Genomic DNA, 18,986 nt, shown 5'->3' with positions numbered 1-18,986 from the left:
CGAGAAGGCGCCAATGACCATCGTGGACACGCCATTGAAGCCGCTCGGCAACGACCGGGTGACGACCGAGCCCGGCGTCCACCGGATCGCCCGCACCTATCACAAGGGCGCCCGGCTCGAGCCGCACATGCACCGCGAATCCCAGCTGATCTACGCCTCGCACGGCACGATGCAGGTGACGACGCCGCGCGGCCGCTGGCTGGTGCCGCCGGATCGCGCGGTGTGGGTGCCGGCGCGCCACGGCCATGCCATCGACATGCTGGCGGACAGCCAGATGCGGACGCTGTATTTCGAGCTCGACTGGCTCGCGCGCGAGATGCGCGGGCTGCGGCTCGACCGCGAGTTCGTCGTGCAGGTGTCGCCGCTGCTGCATCAGACCATCCTGGCGCTGTTCGAGCCGACCGGCGGGGCGGAACGCGCCGCGCTGCTGGTCCGCCTGGCGCTGCACGAACTGCGGCGCGCCGAGGACTCCTCGACCTTCATTCCCCTGCCGCAGGACGCGCGCGCCCGCCGCGCCGCCCAGCTCGTTCTCGCCTCGCCGGCGAGCGAGCAGGATCTCGCGACCCTCGCGAGCAAGGTCGGCAGCTCGGCGCGCACCTTGTCGCGGCTGTTCGCGGCGGAGACGCGGCTGAGCTTCAAGGCCTGGTGCCAGCGCGCCCGCATCGCCGCGGCGATCGAACGCCTCGCAACCGATCGTCAGCTCTCGGTCAAGCAGCTCGCCGCCGATCTCGGCTACGCCAGCGTGCCGGCGTTCTCGCATGCGTTCCGCCAGGTGACCGGCCGGACCCCGACCGAGTTCTGCGAGCAGGCGCGCACGTGACGCGTGCGCGGGCCTGCCCTGCGCGACGGCGTCCGTTGACGTTTTGTTATGGTTGAATGTGGCCACCTTTGCCATAAATCCATGTAACATCACGGGCGAATGCTTCGCGGGGAATAGACCGACACCAGATGGCCAATGCCTTTTTCACCGATCTGATCACCACCATTTCCGAGCGCGGCCGGACGCTGCTGCGCGGTAGCGGTGCCGATGTCGCCAAGCACGATGCGAAGAGCCTCGTGGAGCTGTGCGAGGCGCTGGTGTCCGGCGCCGGAGAGGCCTCGGGCACCGCCATGGCGCGCGACGTGCTCGACGGCTATCATGATCTCGACGCCGACGGACGCAAGGCGTTCTTCACCGCGCTGGTGCATGATTTCGGTCCCGACAATACCCGGCTCGAGAAGGCGATCGAGGCGTGGCGCGCGGCGCCGTCCGATGACGGCGCGAGTGCGCTGCATTTCGCCTCCGAGCCGCGGCGGCAGGAGCTGATCCGCCGGCTCAACCGCGCGCCAGGCGGCACGCCCGAGCTGGTCGCCATGCGCACCGATCTCCTGGATCTCCTGAAGGCGAATCCGGAACTCGCCGCGCTCGATCGCGACGTCGTGCATCTCTTGAGTTCGTGGTTCAACAGGGGGTTTCTGGTGCTGCGCAAGATCGACTGGTCGACGCCGGCGAACATCCTGGAGCAGATCATCCGCTATGAGGCGGTGCACGAGATCCACGACTGGGACGATCTGCGCCGCCGCATCGATCCGATCGACCGGCGCTGCTACGCCTTCTTCCATCCGGCGATGCCCGACGCGCCCTTGATCTTCGTCGAGATCGCGCTGACCGAGACCATCCCCGGCGCGATCGCGCCGCTGCTGGCGGTCGACCGGGCGCCGGTGCCGGCCGATCGCGCCCGCACCGCGGTGTTCTATTCGATCTCCAACACCCAGCGCGGCCTTGGCGGCATCTCGTTCGGCAACTTCCTGATCAAGCAGGTGGTCGAGGAGCTCCGGCGCGAGCTGCCGAAGCTCGACACCTTCGTCACGCTGTCGCCGGTGCCCGGCTTCATGAACTGGCTGAAATCGACCGATGACGCGACCGAGGACGATCGTAATACGCTCAAGCTCCTCAACGAGCCGCGCTGGATCGAGGACGCCGACATCACCACCGAGCTGCGCGGCGTGATCGAGCCGCTCGCGGCGCACTACTTCCTGAAGGCGCGCACGCCGAAGGGCAAGCTGATCGACCCCGTCGCCCGCTTCCACCTCGGCAACGGCGCCAGGCTCGAGCGCATCAACTGGCTCGGCGACCTCTCGGCGAAGGGCCAGCGCGAGTCGGCGACCGTGATGGTGAACTACCTGTACCGGCTCGAGGACATCGAGAAGAACCACGAGGCCTACGCCAATGACGGCGAGGTCGTCGCCTCCAGCGCCGTGAAGAAGCTGCTGCGCGGCGAAGGCCGGCGGCTGCTGGATATGAGATTGTCGTCGTAGTTGGGCCGTTACGAGGCTCATGAGGCGGAACACCCGCGCTACAAAGTCAGTGTCATCCCGGCGAACGCCGGGATCCATAACCACAGGGAGTGGTTTGAGGCAGGCACGTCGTTAGACCCACCAAACCACAACCGACACGGAGTATGGGTCCCGGCGTTCGCCGGGACGACGGTGGGGAAAAAACCGCTTCACATCTCAAACAGCCGGGACGTGCGACAATAGCCTCGCAGCGCGTTGCGCCCGAGTTGCTATGATGCATGTCCCTCCAATGAAAACAGAGGGCGCAGGGAAGACCGGGTGCTGGCCGCAACCCATGGCCCCCGTGCGAGAAAAGTGCACGGGGCAGGAACCACAGGTACGACCGGTGCATTCCGGCCTTCCCTGCGCGATGGTTTTCACGGTGTCCTTCGTGCTCTCCCCGGGGATCGGCGTTCTTGCCCCCGTCATCCGCGCGTGCCGTCAAGCAACGACCGCAGACTTGACCTCAGCGTCGAGAGGCCAGGACCACACGACTTCTCCGTCCGCAAGGACGCCGGTCGTCTGCCGGCATCCTCACAGCCACCGCATCCCTGCCCCGACGTTCGTGACGACGCGTACGCCCCTCTGCGAAAGGGACAGGATGCGCGCATCATTGCTGATTTTCGGAAAATGTCAAGCGGAAAGATTCGGATTCCGCTCACGGCGCGCATTGGGCTTCCTTTTGCCCGTGGCCGTCACGACGCCTTCGCTTCCACGTGGCGCGCAAACCTGTCGAGAATCGCCTGCCAGCCGCCTTGCTGCTGCTCGACGGAGTGCGTCGTCTCGGCATCAAAAACGACGCGAACGACAACGCCGTTCGGGCCGGGCTCGAAATGGACCTCAGCCTTGCGGTCGCCGAAGGCATATTCGATCAGCTTGTGGTCGACGATCTTGGTGTAGGTGCCGGCGAAGTCGAATCCGAAGCTGCCATCCTTGGCCTCCATCCGCGACGAGAACGCGCCGCCCTCCCGCAGGTCGACGGTGGCCTTGGTCGTATGCCAGTCGTCGGACGCCGCGTTCCATTTCACGATGTCGGCCGGCGTCGTATAGGCGCGCCAGACCTGGTCGATCGGGGCTGCGACGGTGGTTTCGACGGAGATCCGCATGGAAGTTGCTCCTGGCTCGATTTGACGGCTCGCTGCAAACGTGCAGCGGGTGTGCTCGAAGGACGTTGCAGGCTGGCCTGCCCCGACAATTGGTGAGATAAATTCTGCTCCGGGACCGCTGCAAGGATTGTCTTTGGGACCAGCGATACGAGCATCATTCATTGCCGTCGCAGGCCTGGTGGGCGGCGCGCTCGGAGCGGCCATTCTTTGCTACGCCTACGCTGTTCTGACGATTGATTTCGTTGCCCTCGGTTTCGCGGAACGAGACACCCACACCGGCCGGACCATGCTCGTTTTGTTGGGCATGGTGTTCAGCGTTGGTCTGGGCGGTGTTTTGGGAGTTCGGGCGGGCGTCCAGTTCGCGAAGCACCTGCTCAGGGAGTAGCTGCGAGCCGAAGCGACACCGCGTCCGGCACTGTTCTCACCGAGAGACCGAACATTCGCCGCGATCGTCTCGCCGCCAGATCCTGGACAACTTTCCGGAGAGACCATCTTCGAGATATGATCTGAAGTCCGGCGTGAGATCGCTGAGCGCCAGGATGCGGCGCAGCGTCGACTGCAGGCGAGGCGCCGCGTGATCGCAGATGATCGCGACCGGAGGAAATGGCCGGAATGCCCAGGCGAGATCCTCCGAGGAGATCAGGTCCCGGTCCCGCAGGTCGAACATCTCTTGAAGGAAGCTGACGTAGTCCGCGGTGCCGCGTTCGAGCTTCGGCCACATGGCGACCGCGCGGCGGACGGCTGACTGATCGGGCTCGGCGATGAAGCGGACGGCGAAATTCGGATGCTGCGCTTCGAACTGCCGCAGCCGCTTGAAGCTCGCCAAGCCAAGCCAGGGTTTTGGCGGCCCGCTCAGGATGAGGCCGAAGACCGGAGGGAGCGGTCCTCTGAGATCCGTCTCGACGGCGACGACCTGGTCGACATAGGCCTGATAGCTATCGTCCTGCGCCAACCGGCCGCTCTGAAGGTCGTCGGCACGCGACACCGCGGTCCCGCCCGGGACGAGGCAGCCCAGGCCCAGCATCAGATACGTGAGCACGGCCAGGAGCCGTATCGATGACCGCAACGCACGGCGCTCCCGACCGGAACGGAGCGATGAATGCCCTTGCACCGTCGCTGGATCAGGCTTGCCGTGCGACATCGCAGATCACATCCCCGGCTTTTCAACGTGAAGCCCTCGCGCCGCAAGCGCCTCGAGCAGATGCGGCCGGCGCTCGTCGATCCATTCGACGCACTCCTCGGGAATGACACGAATGCCGTCGTTGACCATCGGCGCCAGAGGCTGCGGGACCCATGCCAGGACATAGCTGGTGGTGGGCCCCTCCTGCAGATAGGCGACCCACGTATCCCACGGCGGCACGTTGCCGTAGGTGAAAAAGCCTTCGGTCTCGTCGTGGGCCACGCCACAATCGAGACTGCCGTCCGGGAAGAACGCGAGCAGCCGGCCTTTGTAATTGTAGATCTTCGAGAAGGTGATAATGCCATCGCCGAGGCGCTGGCGTCGCTGGTCGGCGACCGACTGCACCCAGGCCTTGCGCGTGCGGCAGCCGAACTCAGGCGCGATGTCGGCGCTCCGAAATGTCGTTGCAGCGAACCAGGGCCGCGGACGCGAGGTGCACCAGGCGACGGTCTCGGCGAGGTGCCTGATGACGTCGTCCAGGAGGTGGCCGTTTTCGGGATCGAGGTTCATGGCGGGCTCGTGCAACTGCGGTCGGTTGAACGATAGCATTGACCGGCACCGGCCGCCTGTCCACCATGGCGGTGCAGGCTTTCGCACATCGCCGCCGACTTCGCGCCTTATATCCGGGCCGGGGCGTGCCGCGCGAGAGGCAGTGACGAAAGTCTCACCTGAAGGGCCCTGACGTGAACACTTCCGAGTTGAAACGAACCCTGGCTAACCACAACATCTCAAAATACGCTTTCAGCATCGACGGCGTCGGGGCCACCGAAGAGCAGTATCGACTGGAGCGAGACGGCCCCGTCTGGAGATTCTACTACTATGAGCGCGGGGAGCAGGTCGGCATTCGGGAGTTTGCCAGCGAGGATGAGGGTTGTCGCTTCATGCTCGACACCCTGCTGGCGGACCAGACGACGCGGCGTTGAGCGTCGCACCCATGCAGTCGGAGCGAGCAAGCAGCGACGCTGCAGGACATCTGCCGCTGAGCTTCAGGTTTTCAGCGACGAGTTTCATGCACTGTCACCGAAAATCACCCGTGGCCTTGGTCGTATGCCGATCGTCCGAGGCGGCGTTCCATTTCACGATGTCGGCCGGCGTCGTATAGGCGCGCCAGACTTGGTCGATCGGGGCTGCGACGGTGGTTTCGACGGTGATCCGCATGGCTGTTGCTCCTGGCTCGGTTTGACGGCTCGCTGCAAGCGTGCAGCAGATGTGCTCGAAGGACGAAGCAGGCTGGCCAGTCCCGACAATTGGTGAGATAAATTATGCCCCGGGACCGCTGCAAGCATGATCGGTGGGAACAGCGATGCGAGCATCATTCATTGCCGTCGCGGCCCTGATGGGCGGCGCGCTCGGAGCGGCCGGTCTTGGCTACGCGGCGCTGGCGATCGGCTTCTTTGCCCTGAGTTTCGCACGAGGCGGCATTCACAACGACTGGAGCATCCTCGCGCTGCTGGGCGTCCTGGTCGGCCTCGGCATGGGCGGTCTTTTGGGAATGTGGGCGGGCGTCGAATTTTCCAAGGTTGTGCTCAGGACGAAGCATGAGCTGGCCGCTCGAAGTGACGATCATGTTGGGTGAGAGGTTTCTCTCCGCAGATGCGTTCGCGCGTGCGGAGACCCCTCACCCGAGCGAGCCTGTCGTCGATATCTGTGTAGCCCTCTCCCACAAGGGGAGAGGGCGCAGTCATTGGCACCGCAGCGACGCCCATTTTCGCCAAGCCGCCGGTGCACCCTCTCCCCTTGTGGGAGAGGGTGGTTTCTCACGAAGTGAGAAACCGGGTGAGGGGTCTGTCTCCGCATCGACGGTCGAGCTTGTGGAAACAAACCCCTCACTCCGAGGCTTTCAGGACGGCTTGAACACCATCAAATAGAAAATGCCGAGCATGGCTGCCGTCGACGGGAGGCCGAGGAAGGTCCAGATCTTGAATCCCCTGTGATACTCGGCGGGCAGTTCCGAGCCGGTCGCAACCGCCTTGTTCGAGAGGTCGACCATGCGATGCTGCAGCCGGACGCCGATGATCCAGCAGACCCCGGCTACGCCAAGCAGCGTCAAGGCCCATCCGATCCATCCCGTCGACATCGGATAATCCGCGATCGATGCCATCCAAGACCCAGTGACCACCTGGATCAGCGCGGCCACGACCGTCAGATAGAGCTCCACCTTGACGATGGCGGGCCCGAAGTCTGCAATCCATCTCGCCTTCTTCGAGCCATAGACGATCGTGCCGAGCACACCAGCAAAGACGCCACCGCCAAACAGAACCGTCGAGCTGATGATGTGAATCAATGTCAGCGTCTGATAGAGCATGGACCGGCATCGCCCCCGTCATTTTCGATCAAGCGTCGCCGTCAGCTTGCGCGCCGAGAGAACGCATCTCTCGACCGACCATGCAATGGCTCGGAAGGAATGACAAGATTGGGGAGAGCGCCGCGTGCCAGCGGGCGAATGTCAAGCAGGTGGGCATTCGCCAGTCTGCCAGTGAGGATGAAGCGTGCCGTTACATGCTCGAAACGCTGTTGGCGGATCGGACGACGCGGGGCGGCGCTTGATCGAAGGTCGAACTGCGACTTGGCAAGGCGTGTCCCGTGACGGCGTCGATTGAGATATTCAAGCGCATTTCCGAGGCGCTCGCTGAGGATGGGTTCAAGCAGCCGTCCCGCAGGATCTATGTCAAGCCATGGAGCGGGGTCTGGCGGGGATGGATCACCATCGATTCTGGACGCTATAGCCTGGGTCCGGTGGTTGGACTCTTCAACGACGAACTCCTGAAGACCTCAAGCCAGGCGCTGAAGCGATTGGGGGCGCCATGGCAAACTGGCAAGAATGGACCGCCCCTGATCATGATCAACTTGCAGCAGCTTGCCGAACAAGACGCGGACAGCCAGGCGCGGATGTCCTGGACATATAGTGGCAAGCCATTGCAGCCAAGTGTAGCGGATGACATCGTTCACTGCATCCGGACGTGCGGATATCCTTTCATCCAGGCGAACACCGACATCGAGGCCGTGTGGCGCACAGCCGTCGAGGAAAGAAGGGCATCCCCTGCATTCATCATGTACCTGCCGATTTTCCTGATCAGACTCGGCCAGCTGGATTCGCTGCGTAAGTACGTCGCAGCCCATCGGGAGCGCCCGATAAGTGCGGATCCTTCGGTCAACTACGCACAATATGTGGATGCGCTGTTGGAGCTTCATGGTGTCCAGCCGCTGTGATCGGCCAGCGAGGAGATCGACTGACGACTGACGCCGCGGAGACTGACCTCGCCCTGAGAAGCCCGCTGGAGACGGGCGTCTCGAAGGACGGCCGCAACATCGGTCGTCACCGAGGTTTCAGCCGACCGCCTCGCGCGGCCGCAACCGCAGCACCGCCGGCGGCAGGTTCGCCTGCAGCCACGCGGCAATCGCCCCCTGCTTCCGGTGATACGCCAGCCCCGCCGCGACGACAGCGACGCCGATCAGCGACAGCGCGAATGGGAACAGCAGCGAGTTCTTGAACACGACGTCGGCGAGATGGCCGAGATACATCGTGATGCCGATGGCGCCGAACACGGCGTAGGCGCGGCGGACGATGATGACGGCTGTCAGCAGCAGGCCGACGTTGAGCAGGCAGTAGACCGCCTTGCCGAGTTCGGTGGCGCCGTCGGTGGCGCTGATGCCGCCCCAAAACGCCATCAGGCCGAACAGATGCAGCCAGAAGCCGAAATCGCGGTTGTCGCTGGTGTAGTCGACGATCCAGGCAAGGCTCAGGATGCCGAGCCCGAACCAGATCGAGACGATGCGGCGCATCTCCCAATCGATGTGGCTGACGTTGAAGATCCAGGGCGTCAGGTCCATCGACATGAACCACAGCGCCACCGAGATGATCGCGTAGATGAAGGGCACGCGGTAGAAGCGCAGCGCGATGCTGCCTGCCGCGATGGTGGCGAGCTCCATGAACAGCCAGCTGCCCTTGATCCAGACGTAGAAGTCCTGAACCGTGCCGGGCTTGCCGAACCTGCCCCACCAGCCGAGCTCCTCCTGCACGCCGTAGACGGCAAGCGGCGCCATCGACACCGCAATGGCGATCAGCAGGCCGCCGGGGACGCGCAGGTCGCGGCGCCAGAGGTGGTTGCCGGCAAGGCCGAAGGCTGCGGCATAAGCGAGCGCGCAGGCGGTCAGCGCGCGGCCGCCCATCTGCGAGAAGGCGACGGTCGAGAACAGGCCCATCGCGCCGATCACGATCAGCGCGCCGGCGTACCAGAGCAGATGCGCGGCATCGAATTTGGCGCGGGGTGAATGCGCCGCGGCGTTGTGCTGGAGGAAGGCGAGCAGGCGCTGCAGCTCGTCGGGGGCGATGGCACCGGCGCTCGCGGCGGCGCGGAGGTCGTGGTCGGAATAGGACATGGTCGTCACCTCGTCTGGGCGCGCCGGGCATGCCGATGGCGTTCGCGGCAACGCTGGCGCGTTGCGCGTCGGGACAGGCGGATGCCGGAGCGGACGAGGGTTAGTGTAGCAAATCTTGAGCGACGTTCAATATGATTTTTGAGCGACGCTCATTTTTATGGACGGAAGGAATTGTCCGGCGGCGGGCACTGCGCTTGATGGCCCCGCTCTCTCCACTCGTCATGGCCGGGCTTGTCCCGGCGATCCACGTCCTGCGGCATCCGCGGAGCGACGTGGATGCCCGGGACAAGCCCGGGCATGACGACGGGGTTGGCAGAGTGCCCCATCTCGAGGGCGGACGATGGTTGCGCGGCCAATGCCTCAGACTTGAAGAGTGGTGCCGAGAAGTGGCCACCCTCCTTCAGTCCTTGAAATACGGCTCCACCGGGCCGTGGACCTTGATGGTCAGCGGGTTGCCGTGGCGGTCCTTGGCGGTGCCGGCGGCGACGCGGATCCAGCCTTCGCTGATGCAGTATTCCTCGACATTGGTCTTCTCGGCGCCCTTGAAGCGGATGCCGACATCGCGCGACAGGATCGCCTCGTTGTAATAGGGGCTCTTCGGATCGACCGAGAGGCGGTCCGGGAAGGTGAAGGTTTCGTTGTCGCTCACAGCAGTGCCTCGATCTCTTTCTTCAGCGCCTCGGGCGTGGTGGTCGGCGCGTGGCGCGCCACCACCTTGCCCCGGCGATCGACCAGGAATTTGGTGAAATTCCATTTGATCGCCGAGCCCAGCAGGCCGGTCTTCTCGCCCTTCAGGAACTTGTACAGCGGGTGCGCCTCGGCGCCGTTGACGTCGATCTTTGCGAACAGCGGGAAGGTGACATCGTACTTCGTCGAACAGAACGCGCCGATGTCCGCGGCCGTGCCGGGCTCCTGGGCGCCGAACTGGTTACAGGGAAAACCGAGCACGGCAAAGCCCCTGCCCGCGTAGGCGCGGTGCAGGGCTTCCAGGCCGCGATATTGCGGGGTGAAACCGCAGGCGCTGGCGGTGTTGACGATCAGCAGCACCTGGCCTTCGAAGCGTTTGAGCGGCACCTCCTCGCCGGCGAGCGAGGTCGAGGTGAAATCGTAGACGCTGGCCATCAGCGCAGCACCGGATCGATCGGCGACGGCGGCGTGCCACCGGCCTCGATCGCCTCGCCTGCGGCGAGGCACATGTCCTCGCGAAAGCGCTGGCCGACGAGCTGGACGCCGACGGGGATGCGGCCGACCATTCCGGTCGAGACCACCAGGCCCGGCAGGCCGAAGAACGGAATCGCGATCTGCGTCAGCTGGGCGTGCCAGACCCGCTGGAACGACTCCTCGTCCTTGCGGTCGAGCTGGTCGGCGAACGGCAGCATGCCGGAGACCGGCAGCAGCAGCAGCGGATGCTGCTCCATGAACAGGAGCCACTGCCGGGTCAGCGCGGCGCGGCGCGCCAAGGTCGCCGAGAGGTCGAACGGATGCACCTTGTCACGGTTGCCGCGCAGGCAGGCGAGCGCGCCGGGATCGCCTTCCTTTTCAGCGGCGGCGAGCTGGGCCTCGTAGCCGTCGCCGAGCCACAGGCGGGTCTGCAGCAGCGCGGCTTCCTGCAGTGGCGGCGTGTCCTGGATCTCCTCGACGGTCCAGCCGGCGGCCTCGAGGCGCCTGGCGGCGTCGCGCAGCGCGGCGACGACCTCGGGCACGGGGTTCAGGCCGTCGGGGTTGACGCAGAGGGTGACGCGCTTCGGCAGCGGTGGGCCTTCGAGCGGCACCGGCATCCACCAGACATCGCGGACATCGCGCGCCGACATCGCGGCCAGCGCGATCCTGACGTCGTTGACGGTGCGGGCGAGCGGGCCGGAGACGGCGCTGATCTGCGGGCCGATCGGCCGCTCGGGGAACTGTGTGTTGAAGGCGGGGATGCGGCCGACCGTCGGGCGCAGGCCGTGGATGCCGCAGGCGTAGGCCGGATAGCGCACCGAGCCGGCGATATCCGTGCCGTGGCCGATATGGCCGATGCCGGCGGCAGTGGCCGCACCGGCGCCGCCGGAGGAGCCGCCGGGCGTGATGCCGGGGTCGCGCGGATTCCTGGTGTGGCCGTGGATGAGGTTGCTGGTGAACCAGCGATACGACACCGCCGGCGTGTTGGTGCGGCCGAGCAGCACGGCGCCGGCCTTGACCAAATTGTTGACCACCGGGTTGTGTGCGGACGCGATCGCGTCCTTCTGCAGCTTGAGGCCGTTGGTGGTGGCGTAGCCGGCCTGGTCGACATTGACCTTGACCGTCACCGGCACGCCGGCGAGCGGCCCGGGATCCTCGCCGCGCGCGAGCCTGGCGTCAATCGCGTCGGCCTGCTGCAGCACGTCCTCGGGGCGGTGGTCGATCACAGCATTGATCGCTGGATTGACCGCATCGAGCCGCGCCAGCGCCGCGGTCGCGGCGTCGCGGGCGGAGACCTGTTTCGACTTGATGAGGGCGGCGAGATCGGCAGCCGGCAGGCGCCAGAGATCGGTCATGAGGGGCTCCGTGGTGACGGGCTTGTTGTAGCGCGCGGGCTGGAGGGGAGAAAGCCGTCGCGGCGCGGCACTCCAGCATGGCTTCGACAGCAAACCGCATGGGTCTTGTTGCCCTCGCCCTCTCCTCCTCCTCGTCATGGCCGGGCTTGTCCCGGCCATCCACGTCGTACGGCGCGCGTGGACCGACGTGGATGCCCGGGCCTTCGCCGCGCCGAAGCGGCTTCGGCCGCGCAGGCGGGACAAGCCCGGGCATGACGGAGAAACAAACTGGCATCGCGTTCAACGGCTCCGTCGCACGTCGCCTTCGGGAGGATCACGTTCAGCGATCAATACCCATCCTGCATCGATCGATCCGGAATCAGGCTTGGTCAACCCTCACAATCGACTTTAAGACCTCAATCAACGACATCACAAAAGGGGGAAACCAGCATGATCAGATCGGGCACCATCATGGCCGCAACATTCGTCCTCGCCGCCGCGGCCACGCTCTCGCCGCGCACAGGCCACGCCGACACCTTCGCCTATGTCGGCAATGCCGACAGCAACGACATCAGCGTTTTCAAGTTCGATGGCACCTCCGGTGAGATGGCGCCGGTACAGACCGCCGCCTTCGTCGGCGTCGAGAAGCCGGGCTCGTCGACCCCGCTCGCGGTCAGCCCGGACAAGAAGGTGCTGATATCAGGCGTTCGCTCGCAGCCGTTCCAGGCGCAGAGCTTTGCGATCGACGCCAAGACCGGCGAGCTCAAGCACATCGGCAACGGTCCGCTCGCCGACAGCATGGCCAACATCGCCTTCGACCGCACCGGCAAGGTGCTGTTCAGCGCCTCCTATGGCGGCAACAAGGTGGCGGCGAACCCGATCCAGGCCAATGGCGTCGTCGCAGCGCCGAGCCAGGTGATCCCGACCGGGCTGAACGCGCATGCGTTCCTGCCCTCGCCCGACAACCGCTTCGTGTTCGCGACCAATCTCGGCTCCGACCAGGTGCTCGGCTTCGCCTTCGATGCGGCGACGGGCGCGCTCACGGCGCAGGAGGCGCTGACGGTGAAGACGCCGGAGAAGTCCGGGCCGCGGCACTTCATCTTCCACCCGAACGGCAAGTTCATCTACCTTCTGCACGAGCTCAACGCCGATCTCGCGGTCTATGCATATGACGCTGACAAGGGCAGCTGGACCGAGCAGCAGCGGCTCACCACCCTGCCCGCCGGTTTCACCGGCAAGCCCTGGGCGGCCGATCTTCACGCCACGCCGGACGGCAAGTTCCTCTACACCTCGGAGCGCGGCTCCAACACGCTGGCGGCGTTCAAGATCGATGCGGCCAGCGGGCGCCTCGCGCTGGTCGGCAGCGTGCCGACCGAGACCCAGCCGCGCGGCTTCGCCATCGATCCCTCAGGCCGCTATCTCGCCGCCGTCGGCGAGGTGTCGAACGGCATGACCGTGTACAAGATCGACGCCGCCAGCGGCGCGCTTGAGAAGGTGAAGTCGCATGCGGTCGGCAAGAAGCCGAACTGGGTGGAGTTCGTCACCCTGCCGTGAGCGGGCGGGTTGCGGCGGCGCGGCATTCTCATCGGCGTGATCAGTCCCTATATACAGCGCCATGAACAGCCCCGCCGCCCAACCCGAACGCCATCCGCTCGCGGTTCAACATCCGGAACTCGATGACGCCTCCATCCGCCTGCTGGTGCAGACCTTCTATGGCCGGGCGCGCGGGGACGAACTGATTGGCCCGATCTTCAATCAAACGGTCGAGGATTGGGACGAGCATATCGGGCGGATCAGCGACTTCTGGTCGTCGATGTTGCTGAAGACCGGTCGCTACACTGGCGCGCCGATGCGGCCGCATCTCATGCTGTCGCTGCAGGGCCCGCATTTCGATCGCTGGCTTGAGCTGTTCGAGGCCACCGCGCGCGACCTGTTCGCGCCGGAGCTGGCCGAGCTGTTCATCAGCCGGGCGCGGCGCATCGCCGACAGCTTCGAGATGGGAATCGCCAGTACGCGGGGCGAACTCGTGCGGCCCCGTCATTCCGTCTAGCCCCGGTCACCCGGGAGCATCGTTCACGCCGTTCGCTGCGCGGCCATGCTGCCGCGCGGGGCGCTCAGTGCCGGGTCATCGATTGCGCCGGCATCATGTTGAAGATCGCCTCGGAGAACGGAAACTCGAGCACGATCTCGCCCTCCTCGTCGGTGACCTCGATGACGGCCGTCATCAGCGCCGCATTGCCACCTTCGGTGCGCAGCAGTTCCTTGATCATGTCGCGTGCGACTTCCCAGGCTCGGTCGGGATTGCGCAGCACCTCGCCGTCGGTGTCGGAGACCAGTTCTTCGCCGATCCGTGTGTTGAAGAAATATCTAGGCATCGTCAGCTTCCAATGGGGTCACACGCTGGGATTTTGAAGGCTCGAACGTCTCACAACTGCTTTATCCAGCCCATTCCACCTAAGGCTATTGGTGGAACAGGACGGCGTTGCGAAGCCATCGATCACGAATTCGTTGTTTTCGCGGCTCGATCCGACGAAAACCCGGGCAATTCGCGGCTGCGGCTTCGCACTGCAATAAGCGGGCCTGAGAAGCTCAAACAAAAAGATTCCACTGGCGAACTTTTCGTAGAACGGTAGTTTAAATCCGAGGACGATAACCGTCCCGTCTTGAAGGAGAGGACAATGGCCTGGAAAGCACCGAAGATTGTTGAAGTGCCGGTCGGCATGGAAATCAACATGTACGCCTGCGCCGCCCGCAAATAATTCGCGGGTGTGACGTCCAAGTCCCGCCTGCAAATCCCGCTCGGGGCGGACGTCGACGCTTGAGGGTGGGGATCAGCGGTCGCGCATGTGCCAGCCCATGCGCTGATGCGATGTCCCACCCTCGTCACCTCGCGGCCGCCGGTCGTGCTGACATCCAGCCGTCCTGCCACCGCTCGTCCTGCCGCTGGTAATCGCGTGCGTCACCACAGCTGAATTCCAGGAGACGGCTCATGCTTCGCCTCGTCGTCCTGGGCGCCGCCGCGGGCGGCGGAGTCCCGCAGTGGAACTGCGGCTGTGCAGTCTGCCGTGCCGCGCGCGCCGAACATCCCGAGATCCGCAACAGCCAGGCCTCCGTCGCGGTCAGCGCCGATGGCGCCAACTGGTTCCTGATCAACGCCTCGCCGGACCTGCGCCAGCAGGTCACCTCGACGCCGCAATTGCATCCGAAGCCGGGCGCGCTGCGCCACAGCCCGATCGCCGGCGTGATCCTGACCAATGGCGAGATCGACGCCGTCACCGGGCTGCTGTCGATGCGCGAGAGCTCACCATTTTCGATCCATGCGCACCCCAAGGTGCTTGCGATCCTCCGATCGAACAACATCTTCGATGTGCTGAAGGAAGAGAACGTCAAGCGCCTGCCGATCGAGATCGATGTTCCGTTCCGCCCCGCGCTGCAGGACGGCTCCCCGTCAGGCCTGGAGGTCACCGCCTTCGCAGTGTCCGGCACCAGCGCCTGGTATCTGCGCGACAAGCAGCATCCCGGCGGCAGCTCCTCGACCGGCGACACGCTCGGCCTGAAGATCGCGGATGTGGCGAGCGGACAATATTGCTACGTCATCGCCGCCTGCGCCAACGTCGACGATGATCTGCGAACGAGATTGCAAGGCGCGCCGCTGGTGCTGTTCGACGGCACGGTATGGCGCGACGACGAGATGATCCAGGCCGGACTCGGCAACAAGACCGGGCAGAGCATGGGACATATCGCGATGTCCGGAGAAAGCGGCGCGATCAAGCGGCTGGCGGACCTCGCGATCGGCAGGAAGATCTTCCTGCACATCAACAACTCCAATCCGGCGTGGCTGCACGCCTCACCCGAGCGGCAAACGTTGGAACGCGAGGGATGGGAAATCCCCGCTGAAGGGATGGAGATCGTACTGTGAGTGAGGTCAATCTGAGCGGGATGACGGCGCTGTCGATCGGACGCGGCGTCACGCTGAACAATGCGAGCGAGCTGGAAGCCGCGCTGCGCCACATCGGGGCGACGCGTTATCACAACCATCATCCGTTCCATAAGCTCCTGCATGGCGGCAAGCTCAACAAGGGCCAGGTGCAGGCCTGGGCGCTGAACCGCTACTATTACCAGTCGACGATCCCGCTGAAGGACGCGATGGTGATGACGCGCTTCCGCGACCGCGCCACGCGGCTGGAATGGCGGCACCGCATCGAGGATCACGACGGCGATGTCGGCAGCGAGGGCGGCATCGAGCGCTGGATCAAGCTGACCGAAGGCCTCGGTCTCGACACCGCCTATGTCGAATCCACCGAAGGCATCCTGCCGGCGACGCGCTTCGCCGTGGAGGCCTATGTGCATTTCTGCCGCGACCGCTCGCCGCTCGAGGCGATCGCCTCGTCGCTGACCGAGCTGTTCGCGCCGAGCATTCACGAGGAGCGCATCTCGGGCATGCTGGAGCACTACAATTTCGTCAACAATGACACGATGAGCTACTTCAAGCGCCGCCTGACCCAGGCGCCGCGCGACGCCAACTTCGCGCTGCATTATGTGAAAGAGCACGCCACGACGCCGGAGCAACGCGCCGCGGTGTGCAATGCGCTGATCTTCAAGACCAACGTGCTGTGGGTGCAGCTCGACGCGCTGTATCACGCGTATGTCGAGGGCCACATCCCGCCGGGCGCGTTCGTGCCGAAGGAGGGGTGAGCGTGCGCGTTGCGAAACGAGCCTCTCACCACACGGGCACTGTACTCCCTCCCCCCTTGCGGGGGAGGGTCGGGGTGGGGGGTCCACACGGGAAGTCTTTGCTGGGACCCCCACCCCCGACCCCTCCCCGCAAGGGGGAGGGGAGTTGCACCGTGCTCGGCGCGACCATCGCGCTTCATAACGAAAAGCTCTAGAGACCCACCATGGCCCCGCGTCACATCCAGGTCACCGTAACCAGCCGCGTGGTGCTGCCGCGGCATACCAAGCTGAAGTATGACGAGACGCGGCAGGTCTGGGTGATCCTCGCCCCCGAACGGGTGCTGGCGCCGGATGAGATCGCGGTCGAGGTGCTCAAGCTGTGCGACGGTGCGCGCAGCGTCGCCGTGATCATCGACGAGCTGGTCGCCAAATATGCCGCGCCGCGCGACGTCATCGCGACCGACGTTGTCGCGATGCTGCAGGATCTCGCCGACAAGGGTTTTCTCACCGAGGTTCGGGAGACGACATCATGACCGAGCTCACCGATACCGCACCGCAGATCGACAGCAATGACGGCCTTGCCGTGCTGGAGCGCCGCGGCTCCGTGGCCGAGACCTACGGCATTCCGCTGGCCGTGCTGCTCGAGCTCACGCATCGCTGCCCGCTGCAATGCCCGTATTGCTCCAACCCGCTGGAGCTCGACAAATCCGGGCAGGAGCTGACGACCACCGAGTGGAAGAAGGTGCTTTCGGAGCTCGCCGAGATTGGCGTGCTGCAGGTGCATTTCTCCGGCGGTGAGCCGACCGCGCGCAAGGACATCGTCGAGCTGGTACAGCACGCCAACGACGTCGGGCTCTACACCAATCTCATCACCTCGGCCGTGCTGCTGACGCGCGAGCGGCTGAAGGAGCTGGCCGATGCCGGGCTGTGCCACGTGCAGATCAGCTTCCAGGGCAATGAGCCCGTGGTCGCCGACCGCGTCGGCGGCTACAAGGGCGGCCATGCCAAAAAGCTTGAAGTGGCGCGCTGGACCAGGGAGCTCGATCTGCCGCTGACGGTCAACGCCGTGATGCACCGGCAGAACCTGCACCAGCTGCCGGACATCATCCAGATGGCGGTCGATCTCGACGCCGACCGGCTCGAGGTGGCCAACGTGCAATATTACGGCTGGGCGCTGAAGAACCGCGCCAGCCTGATGCCGACCTATCAGCAGCTCGAAGACACCGATCGCCTCGTCGAGGACGCCCGCGAGCGGCTGAAGGGCACGCTGACCATCGACTACGTGGTGCCGGACTATTACGCGCTGCGGCCGAAGAAGTGCATGGGCGGCTGGGGCCGGCAGTTCTTCAACATCTCGCCGTCGGGCAAAGTGCTGCCGTGTCATGCCGCCGAGAGCATCACCGGGCTCGACTTCATGTCGGTGCGCTCGAACAATTCGATCGCCTGGATCTGGCAGAACTCGGAGGCCTTCAACCGTTATCGCGGAACCGGCTGGATGAAGGAGCCGTGCAAATCCTGCGAGTTCCGCGAGATCGATTTCGGCGGCTGCCGCTGCCAGGCGTTTGCGCTGACCGGCGACGCCGCCAACACCGATCCGGCCTGCACGCTGTCGCCGCTGCACGAGAGCATCTTCAAGCAGGCCGAGCGCGATGCCGCTTCGGGACAGGACCGCTTCCTGTATCGCAACTTCGCGGGCGGCACGCCGGAGAGCGGCAGCGATGCCTGACGCCGAAGCCGGCCGCGCGTCCGCAGGCCGCAACGATCCGTTCGCGCCGCTGACGTCGGAATGGCTCCCCGTCTCCGGCGGCCACCAGATCTACGTCGAGAGCAGCGGCCGCACCGGCGGCATTCCCGCGGTCTATCTGCATGGCGGGCCGGGCTCCGGCTGCCAGCCGGATCACCGCCGCCTGTTCGATCCCGAGCGCTTCCATGCCGTGCTGTTCGACCAGCGCGGCGCCGGCCGCTCGCGTCCCTCGCGCAGCCGCGACAACAACACCCTGCCCGATCTGATCGCCGACATGGAGGCGATCCGCGAAAAGTTCGGCTTCGAACGCTGGATCGTCGCCGGCGGCTCCTGGGGCGCGACATTGGCGCTGGCCTATGCACAGGCGCATCCCAAGCGCGTCACGGGCCTGGTGTTGCGCGCGACCTTTCTCGGCACGCGCGCAGAAGTCGCAACAGCCTTTGGCGAGACACTGGCGCGCTTCCACCCCGCGCTGCATCGCGACTTCCTCGAGTTCCTGCCCGAGGCCGAGCGCAGCGACCCCTGCGATTCCTATTTCCGCCGCATCCTCGACCCCGATCCTGCCATCCATGGTCCCGCTGCCCGCGCGTGGCACGACACCGAGCGGGCGCTGTCCGAAGTCAAGCCGGCGCGAACCCATCTCGACCGGCTCGCCATCCGCTCCGGCAGCGCGCTGCCGGCGACGCCGTTCATGGAAGCGCATTATTTCTCGAACGACAGCTTCATGGCCCCCGACCAGCTGTTGCGCGATGCGACGAAGCTCGCCGGCATTCCCGGCATCATCGTGCAGGGCCGCTACGACCTGCTCTGCCCGCCCTCGACCTCCGCGCGCCTCGCCGAGGTGTGGCGCGATGCCGAAATCCGTGTCGTCGAAGCCGCAGGTCACAATCTTTATGACCCCGGCATCCGCGATGCGGTCATGAAAGCCATCTGCGATATGGCGACGCGCACGAGCGCGCCTTAAACACATGATCACCTCTCCTCATCCTGAGGAGCCATGCGCAGCATGGCGTCTCGAAGGATGAGGCCCCAGACATCCCGGCCTCATGGTTCACCAGGCAATGCGCAAGCATTGTCCGGGTGACGCGCCG

Annotated in this window: 23 protein-coding genes and 1 pseudogene; 13 read left to right on the top strand and 11 right to left on the bottom strand. The window is 65.2% G+C overall.

The genetic code is table 11. The features are described from left to right. Positions 1-13: 13 nt before the first annotated feature. Positions 14-820: a helix-turn-helix domain-containing protein gene (locus ACQR1I_RS06410; protein ID WP_434867473.1), complete on the top strand. Its 807-nt coding sequence runs from the start codon at positions 14-16 to the stop codon at positions 818-820. A 128-nt stretch (positions 821-948) separates the two neighbouring features. Further along, positions 949-2,298 (top strand): malonyl-CoA decarboxylase, encoded by a 1,350-nt coding sequence (locus ACQR1I_RS06405; protein WP_434867474.1) that lies wholly within the window; start codon positions 949-951, stop codon positions 2,296-2,298. A 713-nt stretch (positions 2,299-3,011) separates the two neighbouring features. Here ACQR1I_RS06405 and ACQR1I_RS06400 read toward each other — a convergent pair. The 4 genes from ACQR1I_RS06400 to ACQR1I_RS06385 form a co-directional block, all read right to left on the bottom strand. Beyond that, on the bottom strand, positions 3,012-3,422 hold the full coding sequence (locus ACQR1I_RS06400; RefSeq protein ID WP_434867475.1) for an SRPBCC family protein: 411 nt from the start codon (positions 3,420-3,422) through the stop codon (positions 3,012-3,014). A gap of 154 nt (positions 3,423-3,576) precedes the next feature. Next, the gene (locus ACQR1I_RS06395; protein ID WP_434867476.1) at positions 3,577-3,792 is read right to left on the bottom strand and encodes a hypothetical protein; all 216 of its coding nucleotides are present in this window, start codon (positions 3,790-3,792) and stop codon (positions 3,577-3,579) included. Positions 3,793-3,843: 51 nt separating this feature from the next. Further along, a complete protein-coding gene (locus ACQR1I_RS06390; RefSeq protein ID WP_434888711.1) occupies positions 3,844-4,461 on the bottom strand; it encodes a hypothetical protein in 618 nt (205 codons plus the stop codon). 108 nt (positions 4,462-4,569) lie between these two features. Beyond that, the gene (locus tag ACQR1I_RS06385; RefSeq protein WP_434867478.1) at positions 4,570-5,112 is read right to left on the bottom strand and encodes a hypothetical protein; all 543 of its coding nucleotides are present in this window, start codon (positions 5,110-5,112) and stop codon (positions 4,570-4,572) included. 173 nt (positions 5,113-5,285) lie between these two features. Here ACQR1I_RS06385 and ACQR1I_RS06380 point away from each other — a divergent pair, with 173 nt between their 5' ends. After that, positions 5,286-5,525 (top strand): hypothetical protein, encoded by a 240-nt coding sequence (locus ACQR1I_RS06380; protein ID WP_434867479.1) that lies wholly within the window; start codon positions 5,286-5,288, stop codon positions 5,523-5,525. A gap of 97 nt (positions 5,526-5,622) precedes the next feature. Here ACQR1I_RS06380 and ACQR1I_RS06375 read toward each other — a convergent pair. Further along, positions 5,623-5,760: pseudogene (locus tag ACQR1I_RS06375) on the bottom strand (SRPBCC domain-containing protein); the annotation flags it as partial. Positions 5,761-5,905: 145 nt separating this feature from the next. Between ACQR1I_RS06375 and ACQR1I_RS06370 the strand changes: the two are divergent. Beyond that, a complete protein-coding gene (locus ACQR1I_RS06370; RefSeq protein ID WP_434867480.1) occupies positions 5,906-6,178 on the top strand; it encodes a hypothetical protein in 273 nt (90 codons plus the stop codon). A gap of 264 nt (positions 6,179-6,442) precedes the next feature. Here ACQR1I_RS06370 and ACQR1I_RS06365 read toward each other — a convergent pair whose 3' ends face one another. Further along, positions 6,443-6,907: a DUF2269 family protein gene (locus tag ACQR1I_RS06365; RefSeq protein ID WP_434867481.1), complete on the bottom strand. Its 465-nt coding sequence runs from the start codon at positions 6,905-6,907 to the stop codon at positions 6,443-6,445. Positions 6,908-7,185: 278 nt separating this feature from the next. On the opposite strand from ACQR1I_RS06365, the gene ACQR1I_RS06360 reads away from it, so the two are divergent. Continuing rightward, positions 7,186-7,812 carry a hypothetical protein gene (locus ACQR1I_RS06360; protein WP_434867482.1) on the top strand — a complete coding sequence of 209 codons (627 nt, stop codon included), beginning with the start codon at positions 7,186-7,188 and terminating at the stop codon, positions 7,810-7,812. A gap of 117 nt (positions 7,813-7,929) precedes the next feature. Here the strand turns inward: ACQR1I_RS06360 and ACQR1I_RS06355 are convergent, their stop codons facing one another. The 4 genes from ACQR1I_RS06355 to ACQR1I_RS06340 form a co-directional block, all read right to left on the bottom strand. Then, on the bottom strand, positions 7,930-8,982 hold the full coding sequence (locus ACQR1I_RS06355; protein ID WP_434867483.1) for a hypothetical protein: 1,053 nt from the start codon (positions 8,980-8,982) through the stop codon (positions 7,930-7,932). A gap of 400 nt (positions 8,983-9,382) precedes the next feature. Next, on the bottom strand, positions 9,383-9,631 hold the full coding sequence (locus tag ACQR1I_RS06350; RefSeq protein ID WP_434867484.1) for a DUF3297 family protein: 249 nt from the start codon (positions 9,629-9,631) through the stop codon (positions 9,383-9,385). Then, a complete protein-coding gene (locus ACQR1I_RS06345) occupies positions 9,628-10,104 on the bottom strand; it encodes a glutathione peroxidase (protein WP_434867485.1) in 477 nt (158 codons plus the stop codon). The genes ACQR1I_RS06350 and ACQR1I_RS06345 overlap by 4 nt, the downstream gene beginning before the upstream one ends. Next, positions 10,104-11,498, bottom strand: coding sequence for an amidase family protein (locus ACQR1I_RS06340; protein WP_434867486.1), 1,395 nt, complete (start codon positions 11,496-11,498; stop codon positions 10,104-10,106). The genes ACQR1I_RS06345 and ACQR1I_RS06340 overlap by 1 nt, the downstream gene beginning before the upstream one ends. A 429-nt stretch (positions 11,499-11,927) precedes the next feature. On the opposite strand from ACQR1I_RS06340, the gene ACQR1I_RS06335 reads away from it, so the two are divergent. Next, positions 11,928-13,031, top strand: a complete 1,104-nt coding sequence (locus tag ACQR1I_RS06335; protein ID WP_434867487.1) for a lactonase family protein — start codon at positions 11,928-11,930, stop codon at positions 13,029-13,031. A gap of 61 nt (positions 13,032-13,092) precedes the next feature. Next, a complete protein-coding gene (locus ACQR1I_RS06330) occupies positions 13,093-13,527 on the top strand; it encodes a group III truncated hemoglobin (protein WP_434867488.1) in 435 nt (144 codons plus the stop codon). A gap of 64 nt (positions 13,528-13,591) precedes the next feature. On the opposite strand, the gene ACQR1I_RS06325 is transcribed toward ACQR1I_RS06330, so the two are convergent. Beyond that, the gene (locus ACQR1I_RS06325; RefSeq protein WP_434867489.1) at positions 13,592-13,852 is read right to left on the bottom strand and encodes a DUF6894 family protein; all 261 of its coding nucleotides are present in this window, start codon (positions 13,850-13,852) and stop codon (positions 13,592-13,594) included. Between the two features lie 303 nt (positions 13,853-14,155). Between ACQR1I_RS06325 and pqqA the strand changes: the two genes are divergently transcribed. The 6 genes from pqqA to pip all read left to right on the top strand — a co-directional run bounded on the left by pqqA (position 14,156) and on the right by pip (position 18,859). Next, positions 14,156-14,236, top strand: coding sequence for a pyrroloquinoline quinone precursor peptide PqqA (pqqA, locus tag ACQR1I_RS06320; RefSeq protein ID WP_012029362.1), 81 nt, complete (start codon positions 14,156-14,158; stop codon positions 14,234-14,236). Between the two features lie 230 nt (positions 14,237-14,466). Continuing rightward, positions 14,467-15,396: a pyrroloquinoline quinone biosynthesis protein PqqB gene (gene pqqB, locus ACQR1I_RS06315; protein ID WP_434867490.1), complete on the top strand. Its 930-nt coding sequence runs from the start codon at positions 14,467-14,469 to the stop codon at positions 15,394-15,396. Between the two features lie 20 nt (positions 15,397-15,416). Next, positions 15,417-16,172, top strand: coding sequence for a pyrroloquinoline-quinone synthase PqqC (pqqC, locus tag ACQR1I_RS06310; RefSeq protein ID WP_210261728.1), 756 nt, complete (start codon positions 15,417-15,419; stop codon positions 16,170-16,172). A 203-nt stretch (positions 16,173-16,375) separates the two neighbouring features. Next, positions 16,376-16,684 (top strand): pyrroloquinoline quinone biosynthesis peptide chaperone PqqD, encoded by a 309-nt coding sequence (pqqD, locus tag ACQR1I_RS06305; protein WP_434867491.1) that lies wholly within the window; start codon positions 16,376-16,378, stop codon positions 16,682-16,684. Further along, the gene (gene pqqE, locus ACQR1I_RS06300) at positions 16,681-17,877 is read left to right on the top strand and encodes a pyrroloquinoline quinone biosynthesis protein PqqE (RefSeq protein WP_434867492.1); all 1,197 of its coding nucleotides are present in this window, start codon (positions 16,681-16,683) and stop codon (positions 17,875-17,877) included. The genes pqqD and pqqE overlap by 4 nt, the downstream gene beginning before the upstream one ends. Continuing rightward, complete coding sequence (pip, locus tag ACQR1I_RS06295; protein ID WP_434867493.1) at positions 17,870-18,859, top strand: prolyl aminopeptidase; 990 nt, start codon at positions 17,870-17,872, stop codon at positions 18,857-18,859. The genes pqqE and pip overlap by 8 nt, the downstream gene beginning before the upstream one ends. Positions 18,860-18,986 lie beyond the last annotated feature (127 nt).

The organism is Bradyrhizobium sp. HKCCYLS2038 (assembly GCF_051167655.1).
Classification (GTDB): Bacteria; Pseudomonadota; Alphaproteobacteria; order Rhizobiales; family Xanthobacteraceae; genus Bradyrhizobium.
This window is presented reverse-complemented; position numbering and strand designations above follow the sequence as displayed.

Coding starts and splice junctions, on each gene's coding strand:
- pip (WP_434867493.1), top strand. CDS start 17,870: ATGCCTGACGCCGAAGCCGGCCGCGCGTCCGCAGGCCGCAACGATCCG.
- pqqD (WP_434867491.1), top strand. CDS start 16,376: ATGGCCCCGCGTCACATCCAGGTCACCGTAACCAGCCGCGTGGTGCTG.
- ACQR1I_RS06385 (WP_434867478.1), bottom strand. CDS start 5,112: ATGAACCTCGATCCCGAAAACGGCCACCTCCTGGACGACGTCATCAGG.
- ACQR1I_RS06340 (WP_434867486.1), bottom strand. CDS start 11,498: ATGACCGATCTCTGGCGCCTGCCGGCTGCCGATCTCGCCGCCCTCATC.
- ACQR1I_RS06345 (WP_434867485.1), bottom strand. CDS start 10,104: ATGGCCAGCGTCTACGATTTCACCTCGACCTCGCTCGCCGGCGAGGAG.
- ACQR1I_RS06410 (WP_434867473.1), top strand. CDS start 14: ATGACCATCGTGGACACGCCATTGAAGCCGCTCGGCAACGACCGGGTG.
- ACQR1I_RS06335 (WP_434867487.1), top strand. CDS start 11,928: ATGATCAGATCGGGCACCATCATGGCCGCAACATTCGTCCTCGCCGCC.
- ACQR1I_RS06365 (WP_434867481.1), bottom strand. CDS start 6,907: ATGCTCTATCAGACGCTGACATTGATTCACATCATCAGCTCGACGGTT.
- ACQR1I_RS06355 (WP_434867483.1), bottom strand. CDS start 8,982: ATGTCCTATTCCGACCACGACCTCCGCGCCGCCGCGAGCGCCGGTGCC.
- ACQR1I_RS06325 (WP_434867489.1), bottom strand. CDS start 13,852: ATGCCTAGATATTTCTTCAACACACGGATCGGCGAAGAACTGGTCTCC.
- ACQR1I_RS06400 (WP_434867475.1), bottom strand. CDS start 3,422: ATGCGGATCTCCGTCGAAACCACCGTCGCAGCCCCGATCGACCAGGTC.
- pqqE (WP_434867492.1), top strand. CDS start 16,681: ATGACCGAGCTCACCGATACCGCACCGCAGATCGACAGCAATGACGGC.
- pqqC (WP_210261728.1), top strand. CDS start 15,417: ATGACGGCGCTGTCGATCGGACGCGGCGTCACGCTGAACAATGCGAGC.
- ACQR1I_RS06405 (WP_434867474.1), top strand. CDS start 949: ATGGCCAATGCCTTTTTCACCGATCTGATCACCACCATTTCCGAGCGC.
- pqqA (WP_012029362.1), top strand. CDS start 14,156: ATGGCCTGGAAAGCACCGAAGATTGTTGAAGTGCCGGTCGGCATGGAA.
- ACQR1I_RS06330 (WP_434867488.1), top strand. CDS start 13,093: ATGAACAGCCCCGCCGCCCAACCCGAACGCCATCCGCTCGCGGTTCAA.
- ACQR1I_RS06370 (WP_434867480.1), top strand. CDS start 5,906: ATGCGAGCATCATTCATTGCCGTCGCGGCCCTGATGGGCGGCGCGCTC.
- pqqB (WP_434867490.1), top strand. CDS start 14,467: ATGCTTCGCCTCGTCGTCCTGGGCGCCGCCGCGGGCGGCGGAGTCCCG.